Annotated in this window: 21 protein-coding genes and 1 pseudogene; 3 read left to right on the top strand and 19 right to left on the bottom strand. The window is 36.7% G+C overall.

What is annotated here, in order from left to right; genetic code table 11:
- Positions 1–3: 3 nt before the first annotated feature.
- Both SAZ04_RS13800 and SAZ04_RS13805 read right to left on the bottom strand, forming a co-directional pair.
- Positions 4–1,335: a carbohydrate ABC transporter permease gene (locus SAZ04_RS13800; protein WP_332696072.1), complete on the bottom strand. Its 1,332-nt coding sequence runs from the start codon at positions 1,333–1,335 to the stop codon at positions 4–6.
- Positions 1,336–1,526: 191 nt separating this feature from the next.
- On the bottom strand, positions 1,527–2,801 hold the full coding sequence (locus SAZ04_RS13805; RefSeq protein WP_332696074.1) for a sugar ABC transporter substrate-binding protein: 1,275 nt from the start codon (positions 2,799–2,801) through the stop codon (positions 1,527–1,529).
- 572 nt (positions 2,802–3,373) lie between these two features.
- On the opposite strand from SAZ04_RS13805, the gene SAZ04_RS13810 reads away from it, so the two are divergent.
- Positions 3,374–4,765 (top strand): MATE family efflux transporter, encoded by a 1,392-nt coding sequence (locus SAZ04_RS13810; protein WP_332696076.1) that lies wholly within the window; start codon positions 3,374–3,376, stop codon positions 4,763–4,765.
- A 165-nt stretch (positions 4,766–4,930) separates the two neighbouring features.
- Here the strand turns inward: SAZ04_RS13810 and SAZ04_RS13815 are convergent, their stop codons facing one another.
- Entirely contained in the window at positions 4,931–5,716 is a 786-nt protein-coding gene (locus SAZ04_RS13815) for a class I SAM-dependent methyltransferase (RefSeq protein WP_332696078.1), read from the bottom strand.
- A 341-nt stretch (positions 5,717–6,057) separates the two neighbouring features.
- Here SAZ04_RS13815 and SAZ04_RS13820 point away from each other — a divergent pair, with 341 nt between their 5' ends.
- Complete coding sequence (locus SAZ04_RS13820) at positions 6,058–6,774, top strand: YwiC-like family protein (protein ID WP_332696080.1); 717 nt, start codon at positions 6,058–6,060, stop codon at positions 6,772–6,774.
- Positions 6,775–6,990: 216 nt separating this feature from the next.
- Here SAZ04_RS13820 and SAZ04_RS13825 read toward each other — a convergent pair whose 3' ends face one another.
- The 14 genes and pseudogenes from SAZ04_RS13825 to SAZ04_RS13890 form a co-directional block, all read right to left on the bottom strand.
- Positions 6,991–7,548: a hemerythrin domain-containing protein gene (locus SAZ04_RS13825; RefSeq protein WP_332696082.1), complete on the bottom strand. Its 558-nt coding sequence runs from the start codon at positions 7,546–7,548 to the stop codon at positions 6,991–6,993.
- Between the two features lie 287 nt (positions 7,549–7,835).
- Positions 7,836–8,942, bottom strand: a complete 1,107-nt coding sequence (gene uxuA / locus SAZ04_RS13830; protein WP_332696084.1) for a mannonate dehydratase — start codon at positions 8,940–8,942, stop codon at positions 7,836–7,838.
- Positions 8,943–8,946: 4 nt separating this feature from the next.
- Positions 8,947–9,142: pseudogene (locus SAZ04_RS23485) on the bottom strand (glucuronate isomerase); the annotation flags it as partial.
- An 82-nt stretch (positions 9,143–9,224) separates the two neighbouring features.
- A complete protein-coding gene (locus SAZ04_RS13840) occupies positions 9,225–9,908 on the bottom strand; it encodes a GntR family transcriptional regulator (protein WP_332696086.1) in 684 nt (227 codons plus the stop codon).
- 382 nt (positions 9,909–10,290) lie between these two features.
- Positions 10,291–10,941, bottom strand: coding sequence for a YesL family protein (locus tag SAZ04_RS13845; protein WP_332696088.1), 651 nt, complete (start codon positions 10,939–10,941; stop codon positions 10,291–10,293).
- A 264-nt stretch (positions 10,942–11,205) separates the two neighbouring features.
- The gene (locus SAZ04_RS13850; RefSeq protein ID WP_332696090.1) at positions 11,206–12,153 is read right to left on the bottom strand and encodes a sugar ABC transporter substrate-binding protein; all 948 of its coding nucleotides are present in this window, start codon (positions 12,151–12,153) and stop codon (positions 11,206–11,208) included.
- 20 nt (positions 12,154–12,173) lie between these two features.
- On the bottom strand, positions 12,174–14,207 hold the full coding sequence (locus tag SAZ04_RS13855) for a PAS domain S-box protein (RefSeq protein WP_332696092.1): 2,034 nt from the start codon (positions 14,205–14,207) through the stop codon (positions 12,174–12,176).
- Positions 14,161–14,949, bottom strand: coding sequence for a CheR family methyltransferase (locus tag SAZ04_RS13860; RefSeq protein WP_431309010.1), 789 nt, complete (start codon positions 14,947–14,949; stop codon positions 14,161–14,163). Before SAZ04_RS13860 ends, SAZ04_RS13855 begins: the two co-directional genes overlap by 47 nt.
- 60 nt (positions 14,950–15,009) lie before the next feature.
- A complete protein-coding gene (locus tag SAZ04_RS13865; RefSeq protein WP_332696096.1) occupies positions 15,010–17,727 on the bottom strand; it encodes an ATP-binding protein in 2,718 nt (905 codons plus the stop codon).
- Between the two features lie 505 nt (positions 17,728–18,232).
- Complete coding sequence (locus SAZ04_RS13870) at positions 18,233–19,516, bottom strand: TRAP transporter large permease (protein ID WP_332696098.1); 1,284 nt, start codon at positions 19,514–19,516, stop codon at positions 18,233–18,235.
- Position 19,517: 1 nt separating this feature from the next.
- A complete protein-coding gene (locus SAZ04_RS13875; RefSeq protein ID WP_332696100.1) occupies positions 19,518–20,000 on the bottom strand; it encodes a TRAP transporter small permease in 483 nt (160 codons plus the stop codon).
- A gap of 135 nt (positions 20,001–20,135) precedes the next feature.
- Positions 20,136–21,203, bottom strand: a complete 1,068-nt coding sequence (locus SAZ04_RS13880) for a C4-dicarboxylate TRAP transporter substrate-binding protein (protein WP_332696102.1) — start codon at positions 21,201–21,203, stop codon at positions 20,136–20,138.
- Positions 21,204–21,277: 74 nt separating this feature from the next.
- Entirely contained in the window at positions 21,278–22,462 is a 1,185-nt protein-coding gene (locus tag SAZ04_RS13885; protein WP_431309008.1) for a UxaA family hydrolase, read from the bottom strand.
- The gene (locus tag SAZ04_RS13890) at positions 22,440–22,751 is read right to left on the bottom strand and encodes a UxaA family hydrolase (protein WP_332696103.1); all 312 of its coding nucleotides are present in this window, start codon (positions 22,749–22,751) and stop codon (positions 22,440–22,442) included. Before SAZ04_RS13890 ends, SAZ04_RS13885 begins: the two co-directional genes overlap by 23 nt.
- Before the next feature lie 425 nt (positions 22,752–23,176).
- On the opposite strand from SAZ04_RS13890, the gene SAZ04_RS13895 reads away from it, so the two are divergent.
- Entirely contained in the window at positions 23,177–23,881 is a 705-nt protein-coding gene (locus SAZ04_RS13895; protein ID WP_332696105.1) for a FadR/GntR family transcriptional regulator, read from the top strand.
- A gap of 104 nt (positions 23,882–23,985) precedes the next feature.
- Here SAZ04_RS13895 and SAZ04_RS13900 read toward each other — a convergent pair whose 3' ends face one another.
- Together SAZ04_RS13900 and SAZ04_RS13905 are read right to left on the bottom strand one after the other, a co-directional pair.
- Positions 23,986–24,876, bottom strand: a complete 891-nt coding sequence (locus SAZ04_RS13900; RefSeq protein WP_332696107.1) for a fumarylacetoacetate hydrolase family protein — start codon at positions 24,874–24,876, stop codon at positions 23,986–23,988.
- Between the two features lie 45 nt (positions 24,877–24,921).
- Complete coding sequence (locus tag SAZ04_RS13905; RefSeq protein WP_332696109.1) at positions 24,922–25,692, bottom strand: SDR family NAD(P)-dependent oxidoreductase; 771 nt, start codon at positions 25,690–25,692, stop codon at positions 24,922–24,924.
- Positions 25,693–25,927 lie beyond the last annotated feature (235 nt).

Below are 25,927 nucleotides of genomic sequence, written 5' to 3' on the forward strand. Positions count from 1 at the left end.
CTATTACGCCTCCCCTTTCATCGATTTTGTATTTCGTAAATTGAAATACGCAAATCCTGCAATGAGAAGAAAGACCACTAAGGCAACAGCAGAAGCAATGGCATATTGTCCATTATCTAATGTCATTTTGAATATCCATGATAATAAAATGTCCGTATGACCTGCGTAGTTGTAATTAGCGTTCATCGGTCCACCTTCTGTCATTAAATAAATAAATGTTAACTGGTTAAAGTTAAATGCGAAGGTAAAGACCATTAATGGAACGGCAGCTACCATAACAATCGGGAATGTGATGTTGCGGAACTGTTGAACAATTGTTGCTCCATCTACTTCAGCCGCTTCATATAATTCTTTACTAATGGTCGTCAGTACTGCAGTAAATAAGGCCATCCAAAACGGAAAACCTAACCATAGGTTTGTCATTAGTACGGCTACTTTCGCCCATGTTGGGTCTGATAACCACGGGATTGGATTCAATCCAACCGAACGTAACATATCATTAATAACTCCAAATTGACCATTGTACATATTTCGAAAAATAAGAATACTGACAAACCCAGGCACAGCCCAAGGGATAATGTAAATATTTCTCCAAAACTTTGTATATTTCACGACTTTTTGTGATAACACAACGGCGACAAAAAGTCCGGCAAACACAACGATCAGTGTAGATGATATCGCCCAGATAACCGTCCACGAGAAAACACCAAGGAATGTCCCTCTCCAGGATTCCATCGTGAACAAACGAACAAATTGCTCAATTCCAACCCAATCAACTAACGCCCTTGGCGGCAAATAGTTCGGGGAAGAAAAGTTCGTAAAAGCAATCAATGCAGTAAAAACAAGTGGAAATACCGTTAACAAGATCATACAAATAGCGGTAGGTGTGATCAAGATATAGGCATACCCGTTATCCCAGATATTACGAACCGATTCTTTGAAGTTCATAATTCTTTGCCCTTGCTCACGCATCTTTCCAACAAGGTAAGCATCACGAACACTTAAATAATAAAGACCTACGATCGCTATCAAAACGATCAGTAACATAAGCCCTTCAGCCATTAATAAGATCGAATGGTCACCGGGATCAACGATACGCCCTCTTTGTCTTACTTGAGGCGTTTCACCGAGTGTAATTAGCCCATGTAAACCACTCATAATTGGTTTAATAAAGAAAATTAAAATGATGAGCTCAAACAAGGCCCAACTAATACCCTTCCAATATTGCTTGTTATAAATTTGTCCAAGTCCCATAAAGAGAACAGACAGCAAAGCAGCTATTTTGCTATGGCTTTTATCTTTATGTGACGCTTGAGATTCTAGATTTGTTGACACAAATATTCCCCCTTCAACTGGAATAGTAAGCTTCATATTCAGCACATGACTTCATGTACAATGGATAATCAGTGAGGTGGTTTAGGGGGATTTTCCTATAGACCACACTCACTGCTCCATTAATTTTTCTATATTTTTATAGAAGATCATTCATTGAGTAAATAACACCCTGCTCTTTAAAACGTAATCCCTTATTGCTGTTGCTCTTGAATTGCCTTTTCGATCGTGTTCACTGCTCGATCTAACGCTTCTTGAATATCAACATCACGATTCCAAATTTCTGTAAATGCCGCTGCCATTGGATCCCAAACAAGAGGCATTTCTGGAATGTTTGGCATTGGATGAGCATGTGTTGCTTGTTCCAAGAAACCAACTGCAATTTCATTGCTTTGAATATCTTCATGATCGACTAACGCTAAGCGCGGAGGCAAAGCACCAGTGATTTGATATGACTCTAACAAGTTTTCTTCGTTCGTAATAAATTGAGCTAATAATGAAGCTGCATCTGGATAGTCCGTATATGCGTTTACATAGAAGCCACGGGTACCTGAGAAACTAGTTGGGTTTTCACCATTGTCAAGTAATGGCAGTGGCGCAACATTGAAGTTTACTCCTGCATCTTCATATCCACGGACAGCCCACGGACCGTTAATATCAAATGCTAAGTCTCCTCCTTCAAATAGTGCCGTTCTAACATCATAGGTGATATCTTCATTAGCCATACCAGGAAGAATCTCATCACGAATTCGGACCAATACTTCTGCGCCTTGGACAGAACCTTCATTATTTAGACCAATATCATTGGGATTTGTACCATCATCACCGAAAACATACCCACCATATCCACCAAGGAATGCATACGTAAAGTAAAGGTTCTCAGGCTCCATCATAAACCCATACTGATTACCTTCTGTTACTTCGTTCGCTACTTCAAACAATTCGTCCATTGTCTCAGGCGCTTCCTCTACTAAATCAGTGTTGTAGTATAGAGCATACGTTTCGATACCAGATGGGTATCCGTAAAGTTCTCCATCAAATGATGTAGCAGTAATAGCCGCTTCCATAAACTCTTCTTCATATTGTTCTGGCCAGAAGTTTTCAAGAACCAATCCGGCAGAGATCGCACGGCCAATACGGTCATGTGTAGAAGCAAATACATCACCTGCTAATCCTTGAGGACCATCTGTCGCTAAACGCTCTGGCGCATCTTCTTGGTTTACTTCCTCTACTTGTACTGGAATACCATATTCCTCTTCGAATTTCTCAGCCATCAATTCAGCCCATTTAAGCTGTTCGTCACCGTCACTCCACAATAATAATTCTGCGCCTTCTTCAGGAACGATCTCGAAATCTACTGCTCCTTCACCAACTCCAGTTTCTTCTGGTGCTTCATCCGCTCCGCCACATGCTGCAAGTGCTAATGACAACGATAATGATAATGTTACTAACTTTGTTTTTTTGAACATAATATCTGTTCCCCCTTGTGATTTAAAGTAATGAATAGATCAATTGCTGTAAACAGTTATTCTCATTCACCCCCTTAGTAAAATACAAGCTTTTAATATGGAATTCCCCTAAAAAGTTTGTTTGATTTAGCCTTCGTTGCTTATCATTACCAAAACGAGTAACTTATTGCATCTTTTTTAAAAGCCGAAAAAGTTCTTGCACAAAGTCATTAAAGGTATCCAGATGAAATCGGCGCCGATTTGAGCAATCGTTTGCATGGAGGTGTATAAAAAAAACCTCATCATTTCCACCTCGGTGAAAACGGTTGCACTTGGTTACCATCATTATAAGGCCCATAACTATTCTTGACAATACTTTTTTAAAAAAAATGTTGAATTTTGATATTTCCTCACACCTTCAACCTCTAAATTTCTCTATATGTGCAAACGATTGACATTGCTTTAAATTGTTAGTATGTTTAATTTCGTAATTGCCTATATCAACATACATACTCCATTTTTAAAGCGCATTCAATTCATTATTACGATACGAAACATAAAGAATGACTATCACTCCTCCTCTTTGGAGGACTTTGATACTCACTAAAAAAGGAGTGAGCGTTATACAAACGAATAAACAAACAAAACGCAATTTAACTCTTTTTGCGATTACATGGCCAATTTTTATTGAAATCATGCTTCATATGGTAATGGGAAATGCAGATACGTTAATGCTTAGTCAATATTCAGATGATGCTGTAGCTGCTGTTGGGGTTGCCAATCAAATCATTGTCGTCATTATTGTTATGTTTGGCTTTATAGCAACCGGTACGAGTATTCTGATTGCGCAATATTTAGGTGCAAATGAGGAAACGAAGGCAAGTCAATTTTCCGTCGTTTCACTAATTGCTAATGTAGTCATTGGACTGTTGTTAAGTATTGTTCTTTTCTTTTTTAGCGAAACTTTTTTACGAATGATGAATCTACCTCCTGAACTCATGGACAGTGCAGTTGTTTATTTGCGAATTGTCGGTGGTTTCTCATTTGTTCAAGCAGTAATTATGACAATCGGAGCCATTATTCGAAGTCATGGTTTTACAAAAGATGCGATGTACGTCACGGTTGGAATGAATATCCTTAATATATTTGGAAATTATTTATTAATTTTTGGAGCATTAGGCTTCCCAGTTCTTGGAGTAACAGGGGTTGCAATTGCGACTGTTATAAGTCGTTCAATCGGGGTTATTGTTCTACTCTATCTGCTTTATAAGCGAGTAAATGGAAATCTCCCTTTTTCTTTTTTACGGACATTTCCAAAGTACGAAGTGAAATCATTATTAAAAATTGGAATTCCAACAGCCGGTGAACACCTTTCCTATAATGGGTCTCAATTGGTGATTACGTATTTTATTGCAACGATGGGCACAGAGGCACTAACAACAAAAGTGTATGCTCAAAATATTATGATGTTTATCTTGCTCTTTTCGATCGCAATTGGACAAGGTACACAAATATTAATTGGCCATCAGGTTGGAGCAAATAAACTAACAGAAGCCTATAAACGTTGCTTACGAAGTTTAAAAATAGCGATCATCGTCTCAACTCTTATGGCTATTATTTTCTATTTATTAGGCCGACCGTTGTTCTCTATTTTCACTTCGAACGAAGACATTATTACACTCGGAAGCATTTTATTATTACTTACAATTATATTAGAGCCTGGTAGAGCTTTTAACCTTGTTGTCATCAATTCCTTGCGAGCTGCGGGTGATGTACGTTTTCCAGTTTATATGGGGATTCTCTCAATGTGGGGAGTTGCCGTTACTATTTCTTATACTCTAGGAATCTATTTCGGCTTAGGATTAATCGGGATTTGGATTGCCTTTATTTTGGATGAATGGCTCAGGGGCCTGCTAATGCTTTGGCGTTGGCGAGGACGGAAATGGCAACAGATGTCTTTTGTCCGAAAAGAAGGAGGAAAATAGGGTAGTACCCTATTTTGGGTCCTAAATGGTCTTTTTCTCACAGGATAAAGTAAATCATCTTTAACATGCAACAGGAGTTATCGGTTTGAAAAGCGTACAAGGTTTATAAAATTCAAAAAGCTAACTCGTTATACCTTTGAGTTAGCTTTTTTTCGAGTTGTCTTGTTATAAGCTAGGTTTTGTTGCTTTAATCAAAATCGCCTCACCCATAAATGAGTCAACCTTCCCATCTCTTACTTGAATTCTAAATTTAGCTTGATGCTCTTTCGTTGATTGCATCATATCATTTGATAAATAGGTTTTCTTTTCTTCAGCTAGATTCATCATTTGGCACCAAGTATTAAACTGAAAATGCTTTTGAAACCGGTAAGACTCCTCGATTTCAAAACCAGTCACTTCTAACTTTTGATACCACTCTGATTTTTTCCATGCCCGGTGATGACTATGATCTCGATCTTTTTCAATTTTATTATAAAATTGATCGAAGTCATCTCTTTCTGGTGCAACATTATCTATTAATAATAGCGTTCCTTCAGCTTTGATGACTCGAAATGCTTCACGGACAAAAGCAGAGATATTAGGAAAGTGATGAGCAGCAATCCGACATGTAATAATGTCAAAACTTTCATCATCAAACGAAAGCTGTTCCGCATCTCCTTGGACAAATTCAACATTTGAATTTCCATTCGATTCAATAAAACTCTTAGCCGCCTCTAGAATCTCAGTAGTCAAGTCGAGTGCCACAACATCCCTAACTAAAGGTGCTAGCGCATTTGCTACATGCCCTCCTCCTGTTGCGATATCCAGGACGTATTCATCCCCTTTCACGTTTGCTACTTCCACTAATTTTCGTAAATCATTCCCTTTTGCGTGCGTCTTACTCGTCACATAGTTACTGGCATTCTTTCCAAACTGGGCTTTCACATTAGCTTTCGTGTCTCGTTCCTTCATTATCATCACATCCTTTTAGTCATGAGAAAGCGATTTTTTTACATTATACAGTACGCGAATTTAGTTTTACTTCGTTTCAGATAAAAGGTTCTAAATAGTAATCAATTCACCTTGTGTTCAATAGCATTTACGTATCGCGGTTGTTCTTGATAAAAATCATTAACCTTTTTCAAAAAAGATAGACAAAGTGGTGAATGTGACACTTTTAACAGTAAGGATTTATCAAATCTTTTATAGTCATAGTATTCATTATAGAAAAGGAGAATGTCTATGCTCAGAAATGACTATAACCATATCGTTTTAATTACACCACACTAAATTACAGTCTGGAGGAACATAAAATGGTTTTACCAAAAGAACATGGAACATGGATGATGTTTTTCTTACCTTATTTGCTTGGAGTGTTTCTATCAGAGCCTACTATATTTCATATTCCATTTTTGATTGGTTGGTTTTTTCTCTTTTTGTCATCTACTCCATTGTTAAACATCATACGAAACCGAAACGTAAAAGCAGACATGATGCCTTGGCTTGTTAACTATTCGGTTGTCGCCATTATCTTTTTAGTGCCTGTGCTTTGGATGTATCCCTTTTTATTTGTGGTTGGGGCATTTCTCTTGCCTTTACTCGGAATAAATATCTTTTTTATTAAAAAACTGAACGAGCGGAGCCTATGGAACAATTTAAGTGGAATTATTACTTTTGCATTAGGAGGCGTTGCAACTTATATCATTGGTGTAGGAAGTCTCAAATATGAAGCTATGTTCCTACTGCTATTCATAACAGTATATTTTATGGGTAGTGCGTTTTATGTAAAATCACTGATCCGCGAACGAAAGAATTTACGTTTCAAGAGATCATCCCACATTTATCACGTGCTTCTTTTAGTGATTCCTTGGATACTAGGAGTCCCTTTGCTCTTGTTTGCGTATTTACCAGGAGTGCTAAAAGACTGGTTTACGTCTCGGAAAAAGCAAATGAAACCAATGAAGATTGGGATCATTGAAATTATCAATGGAGTTGTGTTTTTCATTATTAGTCTTGTAGTCATGATTTAATCAGATAACACCAAAGGGTCTGACTCCTAGCGTACAGCCGGAGTCAGACCCTTTGGCAACTACCTTTTTTATTGGTTGGCTCTTTCCCGTTCACGTTTTGGAATGTAGTTACAGTACGGTTCACCGTCTAAATAATCCCCTGTGACTGCATAATCAAGATTACATCGATTCCTTTCTACTATATAATAGCGTGTTCAAAAAGTAGGCGGCAATGGATCACAATCTACGACTTTTTTCAATTCTCTCTCGAAGTTCTTCTTTCTCCTCTGTCGATAATGTTTGTTCTGCTAATGGGAATAACACTGTTTCCTCTTTCATGAAGTGCTCCGATAAGATCAAATAGGCATTAGATACAAAAACAGCTATTTTTTCTGCTTCTAGACGAGTTAAATTGTCCTTTACTGTAGATGTCATATCTAAGAATGTATTTAAATTGCTTTTAGCCTGGTCATGTTCATATTCCATTACCGCAATCGGTCCAATGTCACGCCCGATATAGTTAGCCATAAGCGGAAACAAAATGCCCTCTTCCATTTCTGAATGTGGCTCCAAATGATTTGTAAATTGAATGACTTTTTCTCGCAACTCTAATAACTGCGTCTTCCATTCAGTCGTTACCCTGCTTTTTCCTATTCCTATGGAACCTGCATATTCATAAAGCTCTTCCATTTGCTTTCGTAATGGTCCGTGTTCAGATTTGAGCTGCTTCAGTGGTGAACAAAGTTCACTTGTTTCATTCCCTATCATCCCGCAATGCAATTGTTGATTTTCCAAGTCTATCCCTCCAAGAAATTAATAAGTTGGTTTCTTTAAGAGTAGCAAAAACGGAACTGTAAATAGGTGATTCAGATCACAAAAAACGAATGTTCAAAAGATGGCCACCTTTTTTGTGATACATATCATCATTGCCTAATTGAAAATCAGCTAAAGTTCACTTGTATGAAAAACCAAAGAAGTATGAACATGGTATCAGCATTTAATTGAAAAAGAAAACCGGTGATATCTTGAATAATTCCCCCAAAAACTAGTCAGTTGTTAAAGGAGTACCGGATTGATTTTTGCTACGGAGGGAACTGTCTGATTCTAGATGCGATAACAAAATCGGGTTCACTCAATCTTTCAAGTGAATCCCATATTCCCCATAAGTACATGATCCCAAGTCCACGGTCGTATAGGCCGTATCCTGGTCTACATTTTTCTCCCCAAATATGACGACCGTGATCAGGCCTTGCATATCCAGTAAATCCGACATCATGATAAGCTTTCATAATGTCCAATATATCAACTGTTCCATCAGCAGAGCGATGAGATGTTTCAATGAAATCGCCATTTTCATAAGTTCTCACATTACGAATATGAGCAAAATGAATACGATCAGCAAATTCTCGTACCATATCAGCAACATTATTATTTGGATTAGCTCCTAATGACCCGCTACAAAGAGTTAAACCATTAGCAGGACGATCAACAAGCTTTAAAAAACGCTGGAGGTTCTCTTTATTAATGATGATTCTAGGCAAACCGAAAACAGAAAATGGAGGATCATCTGGATGAATCGCCATTTTAATGTTGTTTTCCTCTGCTACTGGAATGATTTTCTCTAAAAAGTATTGTAAGTTGTTCCATAGGTCTTCTTCTGTAACACCTTGATATTGTTTAAATAGCTTTGATAAATATTTCAGCCTCTCAGGTTCCCAACCTGGCATCAAAAGGATAGAATTTTCAGCGATTTCCTTTACTAGTTCCATAGGATCTATATCAGTAATCTTTGCATTTTCGAAAAATAAAGCTGTCGATCCATCCTCAAGTTCTTTAAATAGATCTGTCCGTGTCCAATCAAATACTGGCATAAAGTTATAACAAATCACTTTAACCCCAACTTGAGCCAATCTTTCAATTGTTTTTTTATAGTTTTCAATATATTGCTCTCTAGTTGGTAGACCTAGCTTAATATCCTCATGAATATTTATACTTTCAACTACATCAATGTTGAGACGATTACGATCCGCATGTTCCTTTACTTCCTTGATGCGATCTTGGGACCATTCTTCCCCTACTGGAATATCATGAAGAGCCCATACAATCCCTTCCACTCCAGGAATTTGTTTCACATGTTCTAAAGGAATTAAATCATTTCCTTCTCCAAACCAACGAAATACCATTCTCATCTGCTTAAAACTCCTTTTTTCTATTAAATTCAAAAGCTAAATAGCTCTCTAAATTTGTGTAACGTATGTCTTTTACAATTTTCCCAAGTCGCTCAAAATTAGCTCGGTATTCTCCTGAAATACTCATGTCTCGTATAGGACAGGGGACTTATAGAATCGGTTACCATTCAAACAAAGTTTGATAATACACCTACATTATTTTTTAAACTTAGTTCTTTTAAAAGATAACGCTTTCATTATCTTATATATAAACAACCAGTGGTAACTGGTCATTTGGTGTTTTTATTTAAAATAATTAGGATAAGCTACTTTCAGTTTACCTTGATCGTTGTTTACAAGTGTTAGATGATCATGAATAATCGTTTCTGCTTTTCTAGAATCTTGCTCTTTTATCGCTTCGATCATGTCTTCATGTTGTGATAAGATAATTTTCCAATTATGATTTTCAGTTAAGCTCAGCATACGGACCCGGTTTAAATGAACATTCATTTGCTGAATAATGGTCCAAATCCGTTTCTTGCCACAGCCTTCAGAAATCGTTTCATGAAACTCTTCATCAAGTTCAAAGAATTTCTTATAATCCTTTACTTCGACACATCGCTTTTGCATATATAAATTAAACTCTAATTTTTGCATATGTTTAGGAGAAAACATTTCACATGCTAATCCGATCGCTGCTAATTCTAAATGTTCACGAATGAATCTGGCTTCCTCAACATGATCAAGGTCAATAAGCGCTACAAATGATCCCCTTTGTGGGAAGACTTCTAATAGTTCATCCTGCACTAATTTCACGAAGGCTTCTCTAACAGGAGTGCGACTTACTTGAAGCTTCTCTGAGATATCTTTTTCCGAGATATTTATACCCGGTTCAAGTTTCAATGAAATAATGCTCTCTCTTAATACATGGTAGACATAATCGCGTGTTGAAGAGAACGAATTTCTCTCACCAAATTCCAAAATCACGTTGTTCTACCTCCTTATTCCCGAATGCAATACACTTTTATTAATGCCTCATCTGCGGCTGGTTTGGGTACGTGTACCTTTTTAACTTTAATTGATAATGGTTCGGTTAAAACCGCTGCATCCGTTAACTATTCTAACATTTACCTCACTCTTTTTTTTAACTTCTAAATAATTACCCTTGTGATAGATACGCTTCCATCCAATATATTAATCATACTAGTATGGTAGTATGATTGTAAATATTTAAATGTTATAAATGTAAAATTAACCTAGATACCCACCATTTTTGACTAAATCACTTTCGTTCACAGATCCAATGAAGAAAGTAGCAACGAATTGCCCAAAGAAAAAGGTGCCAGCATAAGCTGGAACCCTTTACAATTTACTGCGCAGTTTCTTTTAATTCTTGAGAGTTTTGTTTTCTCGTTCCTAGTCGTTTAAAAGCAAAGTAAGCTGATCCCATACTAATAAATCCAAACACACTCGCGCCAAATACTGGAATCAAACCAGGAATGAACATAAACAAATAATAGGCAATTAACAAAGTAGCTCCCAGCACTAACGTCATTAACGGACTAAGAAATCCAATTAATATCGAATGCCTCAGGTACTGGAAGAACTTTAAATCATAGTGCACATAAACAGGAATAATATAGACGACCATAATTAAGAAAAAGAATCCAATAATAATCAAACCAGCAGTCAATATATATTGCAACATTCCACTCACTTGACTTAAAAATTGCAAGTCAATGTACAAAATATATCCGATTGCAAACATAATAAGCCCTAGTAAATTCACCTTAATAAATTCTTTTTTATAGGTAGTGAGAAAGAGCTTAAAAATAGGCGTATCTTCCTCTCCCATTAACCATTTTCTAATTATCGTAAACATAGCAACGGTTGCAGGCATAAATCCTAAAAAGATCAATCCTATTATCGTAAATAATATCCACAGAATATTTATATAGGCCAACCGCATGATCCACTCACTGACTCGATAAAACCCACCTATTACTCCTTGGTTTGGCATATATTCACCCCAACATTCCCTTTAAAAGTGTAACCCCTTTCAGTATACCATTAATTTTTCACTTTTTAATAGTGTTTAGTATTTACTCCGATTAGTAATTAGAAAAATGAGGTTGGCTCTTTTTAGATCCGACTCCTTCTTCAGTAACAACAATAAAAACTTGTTTGTTACAGTTAAATCCGACATTCAGATACTTGCTTATGAGCCAACCTCATATACCATTCAAACTATATTCAGCTAATGTTTATGATTTCTAGTGCACCTTTACCGTAACAAATTTTTCAAAAAGTCTAATCGTTGCCTTGCATTCCCTTTAATAATAATATCTACACCGCTATCAATCGTTCTTTCAACCTTTTCTCCGTTCGTTACTTTCAATGCTGTTTCAACACTTAAATAACCCATATCATATGGATTTTGTGCTACCGTTCCTGCTAACGTACCCGCTTCTATCAACTCGATCATTTCGATAATGCCATCTGCCCCTGTAACAGGCAAAGCAAGCTCGTGCTCAGTAAGAACCTCGATCACCTGCAGGGCTAAAGTATCATTTGATGCAATAACCCCTTTAATATCTGAATGATCTTGTAAAATTTCTTCCATCGCTTCAATAGTTAAATTCGGTTCATTAGTTAAATTTAGTTTTTCTGCAGCAACGGTAATGCCTACAGCCTCTAAAATTCCTCTAGCCCCATTTATTCGACCACCTGAAACTGGACTGTTCGAGTCTCCACCAATCATCGCAACTTTGTCGCCAGGCTGAAGTTGTGAAGCAAGTAATGCCCCTGCCTTCTTTCCTAACTCACTGTTATTTGTTCCAATATATGATGTTTTATTCTTCCAAGTGTGATCGGTGTCCAGTAGCAATACTGGAATATCGCCTTCCACAAACTTATCTAATATAGGCATAATGTAATCGGGGTCAGTCGGTGAAATAATTAAAATATCTAGATTTTCTTCTAGGATTGCCTTTAATATATCACCTTGTTCTTCAGCAGTTCCCTCAATTGGTGCTAAGACCTGACCATCCATACTAAAATCACGAAATCCCTTCTCGGCTCCCTCTTTAACGATTTCCCAGTATTGTGAGTTTAAATCTTTTAATACTATGGCCACTTTAGGCTTCTCTTCTGCGAACGGTTTCGATATAAAGCCGATTACGATCGTGAATAAAACAAAGATACTAATAAGAACAAAGGATTTTTTTTTCATTATTCAATCCCTCCTCTCTGTTAAGATTGAAAGCGAATGGAAAAAACCGTCCCTGTAGCTCCTGTTTGAATATCTATTTCAGCTTCATGTCGTTCCGCTACACTATAACAAATCGCTAACCCTAACCCCGTACCTTCTTCTTTCGTCGTGAAAAAAGGAGTTCCTATTTTCTCCAGAACTTCAGGACTAATACCGGTTCCTTGATCAACAATCTCTAATACAACTGACTTTTGATCCTCGTACGTTTTAATGGTAAGTGCTCCACCAGGTGACATAGCATCAAGTCCATTTAATGCCATGTTTAATATAATCTGACGAATTTCCTTTTCATCGACCACTATGTCCGGGCAATCATTCAAATCAAGAATGGTCTCTTTACTAGAACGTAATGCCTCTGCATGAATCAATGGAAATAACGTATTCACAATTGTATTTATATTTTGTGTTCTTTTATCACTCACTTTATTTCTAGCTAAATTTAAAAATTCCGTAATAATTGAATTCGCTCTGTTTAATTCCTCTAACATTAAATCAAGGATCTCTAATGGCAATTCATCACTATTATTCCTCGCAACTTGCAAAAATCCGTGAACCGTTGTCATTGGATTTCGAATTTCATGGGCAATTCCTGCTGCCATTTCCCCGATTAGATTCAGACGGTCGAGCCTTGACATTTCTTTCTCTAATAGAACTCTATCTGTAATATCTGTCACAACTTGAAGAACACACCGCTCCGGATGAATGTCAATTAATTCAGCTGAAAATAACCCTGCCCGAATCTCTCCATCTTTTGTCTTATAGCTAATTTTCTTATTACGAATTGGTTTGCTAAGATCCATATCATGATCATCAGATCCTTCAACACTGTGCACCAAATTGATCTGTTCCTTTTTCAATTCGTCTAAATGATAACCAGTGAAATTTACTAAACTTGTATTCACATCAATATAGGACTCTTCTTCGAGCGAATAGATCGCCATTAAGCAAGGGCTTGATTCAAAAATTTTCCGAAATCTCTCCTGGGAAGCAAAGAGATCATCTGCAGCTTTTTTTCGGTCAACAATTTCCTTCTGTAATTTTTCATTTGTTCTTGTAAGTTCTACCGTCCGCTCTTCTACGACATGTTCTAATTCCGTATATTGTTGCTTTTTTACTTCCTCTATCTGCTTTCTTTCTGTGATATCACGAATTGTACAAACAAAGATTTGTTCCCCTTCAACTGACGTTTCGCCAATTTGGATATCGGCAGGAAAATAACTATTATCATTCCGCACCGCAACCGATTCAATTACCTTTTCTGCAGCCTGCTTAATTAATGAGAAAATAAAATAAGGTGAATTTTTTTCTTCATTGCTCCTCACATCTACAAATAGATCCACGATTGGCTTTCCAATTACTTGCTCAGCTGTATATCCAAACATTTTTTTTACAGCTGGATTGACCGATAAAATGTAACCTTGCCCATCAAATGTAACAATCGTGTCCAGGATTGTTTCACCAATCACTTTTGCTAACGCCTCTGTTCGGCGTAAATTTAATGTGGCCACATCTAACCTTTGATTTACTTCTTCGAGTTCGATCGTCCGTTTAGCCTCATTTTGTTTTAGCTCGGCTTCGTGTTTTTGATGTATTTTTACAAACTGTTCCATCTTTTGTTTCAACGTTTCAGGTTCAAACGGTTTAAAAATATAATCTATTGCTCCAACTGAATACCCTGTGTGAACATGTTCCATATCCTGACTTATTGCCGTAATAAAAATGATGGGGATATTCTTTGTTTTTTCCCTCATCTTGATCAGTTTCGCCGTTTCAAATCCATTAAGACCAGGCATCTGAACATCTAATAAAATAACGGCAAATTCCTGTTTTAGCATGTATTTTAACGCTTCTTTTCCAGAAGTTGCACTAACTAAGTTATAGTTTGGAGATATGAGTACAGCTTCAAGCGCTAAAAGATTTTCGGGATGGTCATCCACCATTAGAATATTTACTTTTTTATTTACGGTACTACTTATATTTACGGTAGAGCTTCTCTTTTGAATCGAATTCTTCATAACAGTTTCCATAACTAGTAAATCTAATCCCCTCTCTTTGACCAAGCCCAAGAAAACCTTTTATACGCAAACTTTCATAAAGGAGCTGATGGACCTTATTTTGCAATGTCTTGTTAAAATAAATGAGTACATTTCGGCAAATTATCATATCAAACTCATTAAATGAATGGTCCATTGCTAGATTGTGCTGTGCAAACACGACATTTTCCTTCAGAAAAGGATGAAATACCACTTGCTCGCCTAAAGCCTTATAATATTCTGAAAAAGCTCTTTTTCCACCAGCTTCAAAATAATTTTGAGTATAGAGTTGCATTCCATCAATCGAAAAAATACCTTGCTTAGCCTTTTCTAAATTACAAGCATCAATATCAGTAGCGTATATTTTTGATTTGTCATAGAGACCTTCTTCGTATAAAAGAATGGCCATTGAGTAAACCTCTTCCCCCGTAGAGCTACCAACATGCCAAATTCTAATATGTTTTTGTTCTTTCATAATTGGTACGACCTTCGTTCGTAACGATTTGAAAAAAGGAGGATCACGAAACATCTCCGTTACATTTATCGAAAAGTCGGAAAACAGCTTTTGCATTACTTGAGGGTCACGCAATACTTTTTCTTGCAAAGCCGATATGCTTGTAAGTTTCTCTTTACGAACACGATGATATACTCTTCTTTGAATGAAAGGAAGCGCATACTCTCTAAAATCATAGCCGTAATAACGATAAATTGCCTCAAGTAACATTTCTAGTTCTATATTTTCTAGCTCTTGAATTTGGTTATTGAGTGTCTTAACCGTGATCACCTACTCCTTTTTTCTATACAACCATACGTGCATAATCGAAAACAACTGATCTATATCAATTGGCTTACTAATATAATCGGTTGCGCCAGCCTCTAAACATTCTTCCCGGTTATGTTTCATCGCCTTTGCCGTAACGGCGATAATAGGGATGGATGCATGTTTAGGTAATCGCCGGATTCTTCGCATTGCCTCAAATCCATCCATATCAGGCATCATAATATCCATTAAAATCAATTCAGTATCTGGATTAGCCTGCAATTCTTCGAGTGCTTCTCGTCCACTTTCGGCGTAGATAACATCTGTTTCATACTTTTCAAGTGCTGCTGTTAAGGCAAACACGTTTCGAACATCATCATCAACGATAAGAATTTTCTTATCTTTTAACAACGTTTTTCGGTGTAATTGAATGCTACTTTCCTCATTGGCGTCCATTACATTTACTTCTTCAAAGTTCTCTTCAAGCCCAGCTGCAACTTCTTCTAAAAGAGGTGGCTCACTTGCTTCATCATGTTGATAACTTGGTACATGCAAAGTGAAGGTACTTCCTTTCCCAACTACACTTTCTACCTCAATATAACCACCGAGCAAATAAGCAATTTCACGACTAATAGACAATCCTAGGCCTGTCCCTCCATATTGACGACTAGTCGTTCCGTCTGCTTGTTTAAAAGCATCAAAAATCGTCCTTTGCTTTTCTTGTGCTATTCCTATTCCTGTATCTGTAACTGAGAATGACAACATAAAATTCTCTTCATCCTTTGTTTCTTGAACGACTAATGTTACACTACCAGTTTCAGTGAATTTGAATGCATTTGAAAGCAGATTTTTAAGAATTTGCTGCAGGCGGTGTTGATCTGTATAAAAACTTTCAGGTAACCCTGATTTAAGTTGAACAGTAAACTCAACATCTTTTTGACGAGCAACAGGAGAAAATTGACGAGTGACAAACTGTCTTACTTTCTCAAGATCTACTTCTTTTGGAATAACCTCTAAATTCCCTGATTCTACTTTTGCCAAGTCTAAAATATCGTTTATTAAATGAAGCAAATCATTACCCGAAGAGTGAATCGTCCGAATATATTCTTCTTGCTTATCCGTAAGATTGGCCTCACCGTTTTCAGAAAGGATTTTCGATAAAATCAATAGACTATTAAGTGGTGTTCGTAACTCATGGGACATATTAGCAAGAAACTCTGATTTGTATTGTGAACTGAGCTCGAGTTGCTGTGCCTTTTCTTCAAGTGCCTCCCGCACTTTTTCTAGCTCTTGTTTCTTTGTTTCAGAGCTTTCATATTGCTCTTCCAGTTTTTCATTCGTTGTCCTTAATTCCTCTTGTTGTACTTGTAACTCTTCGGACTGCGCTTGAAGCTCTTCTGTCAATGCTTGTGACTCTTGTAGTAATTTATCGGCCTTCATACGATTTGCGATACTATTCATTGTAATTCCAATATTACTTACAACTTCTTCAAGTAGCTTAATTTGAGAAGGACTAAATGTACTTATTGAGGCTATTTCAATAACAGCTAGAACTTCTGTTTCATATTGCACCGGTAAAATTATACTATTTTTTGGTGAAACGACTCCTATTCCAGAATGAATCTGTATGTTGTCACCTGGGATTTGATCCATTAAGATGATGCGTTTTTCAGCTGCGCATTGTCCAATTAATCCTTCTCCGATACGAAAGCGGTCGAATTCATTGTTTTTATCCGAAAGCGCATAAGAAGCCCGCTTTTTCAAATACAGCTGATCTTCTTCCGCCTCTTTTATATAGAAAACACCCCAGCTTCCCCCCACCATTGGCACAAGTTTTAAGATCAATAAATCTGCCAACATTTGAACATTTCGAAATTCAGGGTACATCGTAGCAATTTCGGCTATTTTTGTTTTTAACCAACTATGTTCTTCTGCTTCTTCCTTTAATTTCTTTTCTAATCTACTTTGCTTCTCTAGCGATTGAGCCATTTTATTAAAGGCCTTAGCAATAGCACCAAATTCATCTTTTGTAGCAATAGCAATCCGTGGCATCGGACCAACATTGCTACTTGTTACACTTTGCATCACAGCTGTTACATTGTTGAGGTTTTTCGTAATACTCCTTATGATCCAATAGGTAACAGCAATCGCAAGAACGAGCCCAACAGTAAGATATATGTAAATCATCTGTACAGCCCAATTATACGAATCTCTAGAGCGGAAAAGTTCGTTTTTTAATTCTTGTTCTTGTAACCCTTGTAGCAGCTCAGCAATTTGAAGCATTCGTTGACGAGTTAATTCCGCATCCTCCCATAACAACGGTTCTATATCTACTTCTCTATTAATTCTTTGAATAGTGAGCAGTTGTTGTGCCGTATCTTGGTAGGAATCATGTAATGTTTTAAATTTCGCAATTAATTCTTGCGATTTTTCTTGGCCATCCATTTTTTCCAAAGATTCAATTGCCAACTTCAAACTCACATGCGATTGTTCCCATCCATTCATCGATATAGAGATTGATTCCTCAGATCGCTCAGTTGTAATCTCCCTTAACTCTCTACCAATATTAGCAGTCTCAAACTTTATACTGGAACTCATATCAATTCGCTCATTTAGTTCATTTACAATGACGTGCATATTTACTGTCGATTGTTCGAGCATATTTAATAAAACGATAACAACAATTGAAATCAATACAAGTATAGAGCCTATACTTGCGTATAGTTTTGTCTTAAATTTCATATTTTCACCACTTAACTAGTCTTTTTTCACCACATTTCGACACCCTAAATAATACAACATTAATAATTTTCTGAAAACGCCTTTCGTAAAAGCGTAAATTTTGTAGTTATTTGATTTATTATGGCGCATCTACTACTCACATTATAATACACTTTAGCAAAAATAAAATACATATCTAAAATATAGCTTATGTTTTTATTTATTAAAAAAGCAATACATAGTCTCTTAATGTGGGATAAGAGTCTATGTATTGCTTTTTTAATAAGGCGACAAACTTCATTCAAGTACTTCCAATATTTACATTATATCACCACTCAAATAACAACGTTGTTATCCGAGTCAAAAAACGTAGCTCCATAATTTATTTTATCATATTTTTCCCCTTTTTCACTTATTAAAAAGGCATTATAAATATATTCAGGATTTATACTATTCTTCCCTACAATATGATTGTACCGAAAAAAATACAATCCTCATCGGATTGTATTTTTTCAATACTCAGTTGTTACTTGAAAACACTAGGTAGCCACAACGAAATGCTCGGTATAAATGCTAGCAATAGCGCTGCAACGATTAAAATAACTAAAAATGGCCAGCTACTCTTAATGAACTCTTCCACCTTTGTCTTTGTTATCGAACAAGTTGTATACATAATTGTTCCTAATGGAGGTGTTAGTGTTCCAATGCTTATACATACAATAAAGAAAATCCCAAAATGAACTGGATGGATCCCGTATTGTTGGATCATTGGCATAAATAATGGTGTTAAAATAATAATTGAAACATTTCCTTCAATAAACATCCCTACGATTAAGAGGAAAATTAAAACGACAATAAAAAATATAAAGGGTGAAGAAATGTAGTTAACCATAAACTCTGTCATTCTTTGGGGAACTTGCTCTAACGTTAATACCCACGCAAAGGCAGAACCAGCAGCAATAATAATTAAAATAGATGCAGCCGTATGTACAGTTTCAACAAGTGCGTTGATCAATTGCTTCATTTTCATCTCACGGTAAATAACTAGTCCAAGAAATAATGCATAAAATACCGCGATCGCTCCAGCTTCCGTTGCACTAAAAACCCCAAAACGAATCCCACCAATAATGATTATAGGTAATAACAAGGCCAAAATTGCATCTTTAAATGTAAATAAAAAATATTTTTTTGTAATCTTTTCTTTATTCTCCGTTTCAAGTTTGTGCTTTTTTGCATAAAAGTGCACATAAATCATGAAGCTTAAACATAACACAATACCAGGTAATACCCCTGCAAGAAAAAGGCTTCCAATAGAAACGTTTCCTACATACCCATACATAATTAATGCTATACCTGGGGGAATGATCGGCGTAATTAATGAAGTTGAAGCCGTCAGAGCTGTTGCAAAGGCACGGCTATATCCCTTTTTCTCCATCTCAGGAACAAGTACTTTAGATTGCATCGCCGCATCAGCAACATTAGATCCGGACAATCCACCCATTAACGTACTGAGAACAACATTTACTTGTGCCAATGATCCAGGAAGTCGATTTGTCAGTACTTGTGCAAATCGTAACATTCTCGATGTGATCCCTGTATAATTCATTAAAATTCCAGCCGTAACGAAGAAAACTATCGCCAAAAGCGGAACAGACTCAATTCCTCCAACCATTCTTTGAATTAATACCATACTTGAGAAATTATCAGTAAATAAAAAGTAAACAGCTGTACTCACTATTAGCGCAAATGCGATTGGTACATTTAGTAAAAATAATAGTAGTAAAACTGTCAATACGACCGTCAAAGCCATCTCAAGACCCTCCTTCTTTTCCAAGCTCTATTTGGATGGATCGAATGAATGCCCTAGTAAAGTAAATAGCTGTAAACAACCCTCCAATAGGTATAGCTATATTAATAACTTGGTAGCTAATACCAAGAATAGGGGTTACTTTACTAGATGCTTGAGCTGTAAAAGTAAATCCAAGATAGACAAATACGTAAAAGAGGACATAGTAAATGGCGATAGCACGAATGGTAATACTAAGGATACGCAAGGGTTTCGGCAACTTTTGCACGAAATAATCAACTCCAATATGACTATCACGCTTCATTGCTGAACTGATCCCTATAAATACTAGCCAAACAAATAACCCTATAGCTATTTCTTCAACCCAAGGTAATGGTTTGTTTAACACATATCGAGAAAACACATTCGTACCAGTTAACAAGATGATAGCAAATAACGCAAATGTCGATATTCCATCATCAATAAAATGAAACCATTTTTTTATCATGATATTCCCCCTGTTCGAAGGATCCTTGGTTAAAAAGGAAACATTACTCATCCTCGTTTTTTTGGTAAAGTATTAGTAAGCATGCACTATTGCACATGCTTACTATTTACCCATATAACCTAAGGTCCCAATTGCTTATGGACGATTTTCTAATAACTCTTGAATTTCCTCATATAGTCCAGGTGTCCAAGATGGAAATGCTTCATAAACGCTTTGTACTAATTCTTTAAACGGTTCTACATCCACTTCATACACTTCCACACCTTGCTCTTGGAATTCGGCCATCACTGTTTCTGTTTCTTCATCCAAAATAGCTCTGGCATAATCCCCAGCTTCATCACCAGTTTCTCTTAAAATTTGAACGATATCCTCTGGCAATGTTTCTATGAACCTAGTTCCACCGATCCAAGATATAATAAATTTTTGATGGCCAGTTAAAGCCAGATGTTGAGAAACTTCGTGCGCCTTCACACCTTGTAGAACAGGAAGCGGATTTTCTGCTCCATCTACAAGTCCTTGCTGCAAGGATGTATACAAATCTCCAAGTGGTGTTGGAGTTGCAGCAGCACCCATTGCCTCAAATGTTTGAATAGACATTTGGTTATTTGGAACTCGAATTTTTAACCCATTTAATTCTTCTGGCGTTGTTACCTTCTCATTTGTTAATAAGTGCCGTTCACCATAAACAGTTCTAGTTGTAACAATATCAATTCCTTGATCATTTAAATCGTTTTTTAATCCTTCAAACCAATCCGTTTCTGTTAAATATAATAGCTCATCAAAATCATCTACTAAGTAAGGGGCTGTTAATATCCCTGCATCTGGAACATAGTCCATTAAAAAGTCGTACCCAGCCATAACAATAACGTTATTACCCATTTGAGCCTGCTCCACTACATCTTTTTCAGAGCCTAATTGTGAACTCGGATAAAGCTTCAGTTCAATTCTTCCATCACTTTTTTCTGCAGCTAACTCTTTCCATTTGTTTGCCAGCTGATCAACTGGCTCTCCTGGTTGGTTTCCATACGCAATATTGATTTCATATGTTTCACCATCTGTTGTTCCTTCGGATTCAGTTGATTCTTCTGTTGAACCGTCTGATGTTGATGTACTCTCTTCACTTGTTCCTTGTGAACAGGCAGCAACCATGACTAGTAACATAATTGACAATAATGCAAACATCCATTTTTTACTCATTTTCATAGTGATAACCCCTTTTCTTATCATCGAAATAGACAACGCTTTCATTTCTTAGAAACTCACTTGCCATTGTTCAATTAAAAGGTTGGACCTATTCTCCAAATACCGAAGTCATGTTGTTTCAAAATTTCAGCTTTTGTCAATTTACCAGAGCTAACTAAACCAATTTCATCGAAAATTCGCTTTCCAACTTCTTCGACTGTTTCTTTCCCTTCAATGATTGTTCCTGCATTGAGATCCATATTTTCGCTCATTCTTTCAAACATTCCCGTATTCGTTGAAATTTTGATAACAGGAGCAATCGGAGACCCGGTAGGCGTTCCTCTTCCACTTGTAAATAAGACAACTTGAGCTCCGCCTGCGACCATTCCGGTTAATTGTTCAATGTCATGTCCTGGTGTATCCATCCAAACCAAACCTTTTTCGTTTGGTTCTTCAGCGTAGTTTATAATCTCATTTAAAGGACTTTTCCCTGCTTTATTTGCTGCTCCTAACGATTTTTCCTCTAATGAACTTAATCCACCTTCAATATTCCCAGGGCTAGGATTACCAGTACGAATGTCAACTCCCATATGAATGGAGCGGTTTTCCATAGCTGTAATGACTTCGTAGACACGTTTAGCAACTTTGTCATTCTTGGCACGATTTGCTAACAGATGTTCCGCGCCTATTAATTCTGTTGTCTCAGCTAAAATAGACGTCCCGCCATTTTCGACGATCATATCACTAACTGCTCCAACGGCTGGGTTTGCTGATAATCCTGAACAGGCATCGGAACCACCACATTCTGTACCAATAATTAATTCACTGAAATCACACCACTCTTTCATTTGAGCTGATGCTTCTTGAACTAATTTCGTAGCAGCTTTTGCTCCTTCTGCAATCGATGATAACGTCCCACCATGATCTTGTATTGATACCGTTACAACTGGTTTTCCAGACTTCGCAATTTCCTCTGCAACACTTTTAGCTTGATGGGTTTCACAACCAAGACCTAAGACAACAACTCCATACACGTTTGGATTTTTTCCCATTCCAACATATGTACGAAATGTTTGCTCATAATCAATCCCCACTTGTGCGCACCCATGTTGATGGATAAAACTAACTGTTCCATGGACAAGTTCAGTAATTTGTTTCGCTGTTTGAGTTGCACATGTAATCGTAGGTAAAATTAGTACATGGTTTCGAACTCCTACTTTTCCATCTGGACGACGATATCCTAAAAATTTACCCTCTTCAATCTGTACCAACTTTGTCACCTCTCCCTCTTGTTCCTTCAAGATTGTGAACATGAACATGCTCACCTTCACCAATATCCCTTAATGCTTTCCCAATTACTTCTCCATACTTCTTAATTTCAGTCCCTTTCGTAATTTGTCGAACAGCAAACTTATGACCAAAGGTGATTGCTTCTTTTATTGTTATCATGGTCGATTCTTCTTTCGAAAAAGTCACCTCAATTTGTGTCCCTGCTGGAATATCTTGTAAAGCTAAAGCTACGTTATCTATTGGTTTCATAATGATGGTTCGAAAAAGATTTTCGCTCAAATCATTCTCCCCTTTCTCCTTTTACACAGAATAGTGATTGAATTACCCCTAATTTTGGTATTGTGGTAATACCAAATTCACAACGTAATGTGTTTTTATCCGTAGGTATTGTGGTAGTACCATCAGAACACACATAAATCGCTATTAATTTTAGTTGACTCCTTACTACTAGTTTGTAACAACCTTTTAAGCGCTTTCAATTCTCGTGAAATGCAGGTGGTAGTACCAGTACATTTAAAATATATCATGGAAATTTTAGGATTTCAACTAATTTTCTGTTTTTCAGAAAATTAAATCTTCTACTTTTGCTGCATATCCTTATATTTTTATGTTTTTTACAATGTACGTATACATTCTCGTCAATTTTGTGGTATTTTGGTAGTACCAGCATTTACATAAGAAATATGTTAAAAGGTGGCTAGAAAATGGTTAAAATAAATCCTATTAAAAGAGTAACAGTTACGGAACAGATTATGGAGCAAATGGCATCCTGGATTACATCGAGTCAGTTAAATCCTGGAGATAAACTCCCAAATGAGCGTATGCTAGCTGAAGAATTCGGTGTTAATAGAGGGCGTATTCGCGAGTCTTTACGTGCACTTTCTCTCATAGGCCTCATTACAATCAAACCAGGGGAAGGAAGCTTTGTCAGTAAGCGTGAATCTCCTATCCCTGCTGAAACCATTGTTTGGATGTATTACAATGAAATTGATAATTTAGAAGAAGTGTATGCAGCACGTAAATTAATTGAATCAGAGGTTTACTTTGAAGCATCACGACAGATGACAAATCATGAAATAACTGTCTTAGAAGACTTTTTGAATCAGTTAAAAAGCTTATCTGAGAAAGAAAAAGATATTGAAGCATTTCAACATCTGCTTGATGAGTTTGATTTACACATGGGTCTTTGTAGTAGTAATAAAATTTACAGCAAACTTATGCAAACGATCGTACACCTTCGCCATGATTCAATGTTAAAGATCCTTAATGTACCTGGAGCTTGGAAAAATAGTATTGAGTGCCGTACAAAATTGTTGAACGCCATAAAAGCTAGAGATACTGATCAAATAAATCAGGCAATTGAACTCAATTTTACAAGAGCCAAGCAATTTTACGCAAAAGTTGATTAATTTCCATTAACTACTAAAATATTACTAAGAGCCCATTTAGACTAACGAGTGCAGTTAGTCTAAATGGGCTCTATCAGCTTAAAAACACAAGCTTTCTTTGAAAATTACACTTCTTGCTTAAACTTATTCGTTAATTTACCAAGCTTCTCTATTTCGATTGTCACTTCATCGCCATCTTTTAAATACACCCTTTGGTCTTCAGGTTGACCCATAGCAACCCCCTCAGGAGTACCCGTTAAAATAATATCTCCAGGATTTAATGTCATATATTCAGAGATATAACTAACAATCTCATTGCATTTAAAAATCATATCAGAAGTGTTTGAGTTTTGACGTACTTCCCCATTTACAATGGCTTTAATCACTAACTGATTAGGGTCATCTACTTCATCACTTGTCACCAAATATGGTCCTAGTGGGCTAAAGCCATCACAACATTTTCCTAGTAACCACTGATTTGTACGGAACTGTAAGTCGCGAGAGGATAAGTCATTGACATTACAATACCCAAACACATATTCCAACGCCTCGTCTTTTGATACACGCTTAGATTGTTTCCCAATAACCATAACAAGTTCAGCTTCATAGTCGTTCTCTTTTGAATTAAATGGTAGATTAATAATCTCATTATGTGCTGCGACCGTATTATCAAATTTATTAAATAAGACAGGGTACTCAGGAGTCGGCATATTGGATTCTTCGGCATGTTTCTGATAATTAAGACCAACACAGATCATTTTTCCTGGCTTAGGTACAGCAGGACCCAACGTTAAGCTATTCTCTTCTAAAAACAAATTCTCCTCTTTATTTTCAAGCGCTAGGATAGTTAACGATTCTAGCTCTTTTAAAGAGTTTTCCTCATTGATTACCGCTTCGATTGAAAGAGGTACGCTTCTCTCAAAAACTTCAGCTGCTTTTCCAATATGTAATACACCTTCAGCTGTCTTAACCCCTAACTTTAACTGTCCATCTTCTTTAAATGTTAGCAATTTCATTTCAATAACCTCCAAACATATTCTATTTTATGAACGCTTAAATAATTAACTAGACTTTCCGTTAACGACTCCTCCATCAATCAGAAAAGGTGTCCCCAACATGAATTTGGACTCATCAGAAGCCAAATACAATGCTGCATAAGCTACATCAATCGGTTTCCCTAAGTCACCACTTAGCTGTCTTTCTTTAATTTTTGCAATCGCAGCTTCACGGTTAGGTTCTCTTGAAAGGTAATCCTCAACAAATGGCGTATAAATCGTACCAGGCATTAATGCATTCACCCTTATATTGAACGGTGCATAGTCAACTTGCATCGACTTCGTTAATGATAGGATAGCTCCTTTACTAGCAGCATAGGAAGCTCGATTACCCAACCCAATCTCAGCAATACATGAAGACATATTAATAATGGAACCTTTTTTCTGTTCGACCATAAATGGTACAATAACTTTTGAAACTAAGAATACTCCTGTTACATTCACATCAAGTACTTTTTTCCATGTTTTAAGTTCAATTTCGTGTAATTGTCCAACACCGCTTATTCCGGCATTATTAAATAAAATATCAACCGTTTGTTCATTTCCTTCGATTTCTTCAGCCAGTTTTTTGACACTTTCTTCATTTGTTACATCTACCTGTACGAAGCGCGCACTACCGTTATTTGCTTTAATCTCAGCAACAGTTTTCTTCCCCATTGCTGCATTAATATCTGCAACTATTACTTTTGCACCTTCTTTAGCGAACAATAAAGCGGTCTCTTTCCCAATACCTGAACCTGCACCTGTTATTATAGCCACTTTGCTTTCGAGTCTCACTGAAGCTCCTCCTTCGTTTTCATATAAAGCGCTTTCAAAATAAAAAATAAGGAGTAAACTCACCACGAGGTACTCTGGTACTACCACGATATTGACTCTATCATGTTTCCCTTTCGTTATCAATAACAAACAACTATTTTAAATACTTACTACAAAGTTTCGGGCAAAAAGATATAATTACCTCTTGTTAAACAAGCTCTATAAAAGCCCTCCTAAATTTCAGATTAGGAGGGCA

The sequence above is a fragment of the Halalkalibacter lacteus genome (genome assembly GCF_036663595.1).
Taxonomy (GTDB): domain Bacteria; phylum Bacillota; class Bacilli; order Bacillales; family Bacillaceae_D; genus Halalkalibacter; species Halalkalibacter lacteus.

Bases quoted from the DNA above. Each gene is read 5' to 3' on its own strand.
- SAZ04_RS13850 (WP_332696090.1), bottom strand. From the start codon at position 12,153: ATGAAAAAAAAATCCTTTGTTCTTATTAGTATCTTTGTTTTATTCACG.
- SAZ04_RS13870 (WP_332696098.1), bottom strand. From the start codon at position 19,516: ATGGCTTTGACGGTCGTATTGACAGTTTTACTACTATTATTTTTACTA.
- SAZ04_RS13845 (WP_332696088.1), bottom strand. From the start codon at position 10,941: ATGCCAAACCAAGGAGTAATAGGTGGGTTTTATCGAGTCAGTGAGTGG.
- SAZ04_RS13860 (WP_431309010.1), bottom strand. From the start codon at position 14,949: ATGTTACTTGAGGCAATTTATCGTTATTACGGCTATGATTTTAGAGAG.
- SAZ04_RS13805 (WP_332696074.1), bottom strand. From the start codon at position 2,801: ATGTTCAAAAAAACAAAGTTAGTAACATTATCATTATCGTTGTCATTA.
- SAZ04_RS13895 (WP_332696105.1), top strand. From the start codon at position 23,177: ATGGTTAAAATAAATCCTATTAAAAGAGTAACAGTTACGGAACAGATT.
- SAZ04_RS13875 (WP_332696100.1), bottom strand. From the start codon at position 20,000: ATGATAAAAAAATGGTTTCATTTTATTGATGATGGAATATCGACATTT.
- SAZ04_RS13880 (WP_332696102.1), bottom strand. From the start codon at position 21,203: ATGAAAATGAGTAAAAAATGGATGTTTGCATTATTGTCAATTATGTTA.
- uxuA (WP_332696084.1), bottom strand. From the start codon at position 8,942: ATGAGAATGGTATTTCGTTGGTTTGGAGAAGGAAATGATTTAATTCCT.
- SAZ04_RS13865 (WP_332696096.1), bottom strand. From the start codon at position 17,727: ATGAAATTTAAGACAAAACTATACGCAAGTATAGGCTCTATACTTGTA.
- SAZ04_RS13820 (WP_332696080.1), top strand. From the start codon at position 6,058: ATGGTTTTACCAAAAGAACATGGAACATGGATGATGTTTTTCTTACCT.
- SAZ04_RS13815 (WP_332696078.1), bottom strand. From the start codon at position 5,716: ATGAAGGAACGAGACACGAAAGCTAATGTGAAAGCCCAGTTTGGAAAG.
- SAZ04_RS13855 (WP_332696092.1), bottom strand. From the start codon at position 14,207: ATGAAGAATTCGATTCAAAAGAGAAGCTCTACCGTAAATATAAGTAGT.
- SAZ04_RS13900 (WP_332696107.1), bottom strand. From the start codon at position 24,876: ATGAAATTGCTAACATTTAAAGAAGATGGACAGTTAAAGTTAGGGGTT.